At 52.4% G+C, this 2,429-nt stretch carries 1 protein-coding gene and 1 rRNA gene; both read right to left on the reverse strand.

Annotated elements, in window-relative coordinates; all coding sequences use genetic code 11:
- Positions 1 to 2,202: ribosomal RNA gene (locus WH37_RS06750) — 23S ribosomal RNA — on the reverse strand; the annotation flags it as partial.
- Positions 2,197 to 2,429, reverse strand: a 233-nt coding sequence (locus tag WH37_RS35950) for a hypothetical protein (RefSeq protein WP_197091348.1), incomplete at its 5' end; no start/stop codon positions are given. The genes WH37_RS06750 and WH37_RS35950, both read right to left, overlap by 6 nt.

Raw genomic sequence — 2,429 nt, forward strand, 5'->3', positions numbered from 1 at the left:
GCCTCCACACAAGCTGGCGCTCATGCTTCAATGGCTCCCACCTATCCTGTACAGATCGTACCAAAGTTCAATATCAAGTTACAGTAAAGCTCCATGGGGTCTTTCCGTCTTGTCGCGGGTAACCTGCATCTTCACAGGTATTAAAATTTCACCGGATCTCTCGTTGAGACAGCGCCCAAGTCGTTACGCCATTCGTGCGGGTCAGAATTTACCTGACAAGGAATTTCGCTACCTTAGGACCGTTATAGTTACGGCCGCCGTTTACTGGGGCTTCGGTTCACAGCTTCGGGTTACCCCTAACCGCTCCCCTTAACCTTCCAGCACCGGGCAGGCGTCAGCCCGTATACTTCGCCTTACGGCTTCGCACAGACCTGTGTTTTTGCTAAACAGTCGCTTGGGCCTTTTCACTGCGACCCCCTCGGGCTATTCACCCTACCGAGGTACCCCTTCTCCCGAAGTTACGGGGTCATTTTGCCGAGTTCCTTAACGAGAGTTCTTCCGCGCGCCTTAGCATGCTCTGCTCGCCTACCTGTGTCGGTTTGCGGTACGGGCACCTTCACCTGGCTAGAGACTTTTCTCGGCAGCCGGAGTGCATGACCTTCGCTACTGTAATTTTCGCTCCCCATCACAGCCCAGCCTTACGATGAGCGGATTTGCCTACTCATCAGCCTCACTGCTTGGACGGACTATTCCATCAGTCCGCGTCACTGCCCTTCTGCGTCATCCCATTGCTCATAACGGTTTACGGTGGTACAGGAATTTGAACCTGTTGTCCTTCCACTACGCCTTTCGGCCTCGCGTTAGGTCCCGACTTACCCTGAGTGGACGAGCCTTCCTCAGGAACCCTTAGGCTTTCGGCGGACAAGATTCTCACTTGTCTTTTCGTTACTCATACCGGCATTCTCACTTGAATACAGTCCAGCACTCCTTACGGTATACCTTCAACCTATATTCAACGCTCCCCTACCCAAGTACCTACTGGTACATGTCATAGCTTCGGTGGTGTGTTTAGCCCCGTTACATTTTCGGCGCAGAGTCACTCGACCAGTGAGCTATTACGCACTCTTTAAATGGTGGCTGCTTCTAAGCCAACATCCTGGTTGTCTTTGCAACTCCACATCCTTTCCCACTTAACACACACTTGGGGACCTTAGCTGATGATCTGGGCTGTTTCCCTCTTGACAATGGATCTTAGCACTCACTGTCTGACTCCCGAGAAGCACGTCTATGGCATTCGGAGTTTGACTAGACTTGGTAACCCTTGGCGGGCCCCGCACCCAATCAGTGCTCTACCTCCACGACGTTCATACCTCGAGGCTAGCCCTAAAGCTATTTCGGGGAGAACCAGCTATCTCCGAGTTCGATTGGAATTTCTCCGCTACCCCCACCTCATCCCCGCACTTTTCAACGTGCGTGGGTTCGGGCCTCCAGTGCGTGTTACCGCACCTTCACCCTGGACAGGGGTAGATCACACGGTTTCGGGTCTACGACCACGTACTTATTCGCCCTATTCAGACTCGCTTTCGCTGCGGCTCCGTCTTCCCGACTTAACCTTGCACGTGAACGTAACTCGCCGGTTCATTCTACAAAAGGCACGCCATCACCCATCAATCGGGCTCTGACTTCTTGTAAGCGCACGGTTTCAGGTTCTTTTTCACTCCGCTTCCGCGGTGCTTTTCACCTTTCCCTCACGGTACTGCTTCACTATCGGTCACTAGGGAGTATTTAGCCTTGGCAGATGGTCCTGCCGGATTCCGACGGGGTTTCTCGTGTCCCGCCGTACTCAGGATCCGTCTCGGAGAGTGCTGGCTTTTGGCTACAGGGCTTTTACCTCTTATAGCGGGCCTTTCCAGACCTCTTCGCCTAACCAACACCTTTGTAACTCCATGTGAGACGTCCTACAACCCCAAGGAGCAAGCTCCTTGGTTTGGGCTAATCCGCGTTCGCTCGCCGCTACTGACGGAATCACTTTTGTTTTCTCTTCCTCAGGGTACTTAGATGTTTCAGTTCCCCTGGTATGCCTCACTCTGACCTATGTATTCAGTCAGAAGTAACTGTCCATTACGACAGCTGGGTTTCCCCATTCGGAAATCCCCGGATCAAAGCCTGCTTACGGCTCCCCGAGGCAGTATCGTTGTTCGCCACGTCCTTCTTCGGCTCCTAGTGCCTAGGCATCCTCCGTGCGCTCTTATTAGCTTAACCAATTGCTACCGTATGCTCGATGTGCTGGCCGTTGTCCGTTCCACCTTGATCCTGCAGTTGCCTGCCGATCAAAAGTTTACACTTCCAAAAGTCCATCCCATTCGACCATACTTTCGCTTGCAGTAGGGACAAGTCAAGGTCAAAACCTTTCATTGCCTTCCTGCGATATTTCTCGCTAAAGGATGTTTCATTCTTTGCTTTCGCTATCCAGTTTTCAAGGTGCAAGT

The sequence above is a fragment of the Paenibacillus algorifonticola genome (assembly GCF_000971975.1).
GTDB lineage: Bacteria > Bacillota > Bacilli > Paenibacillales > Paenibacillaceae > Pristimantibacillus > Pristimantibacillus algorifonticola.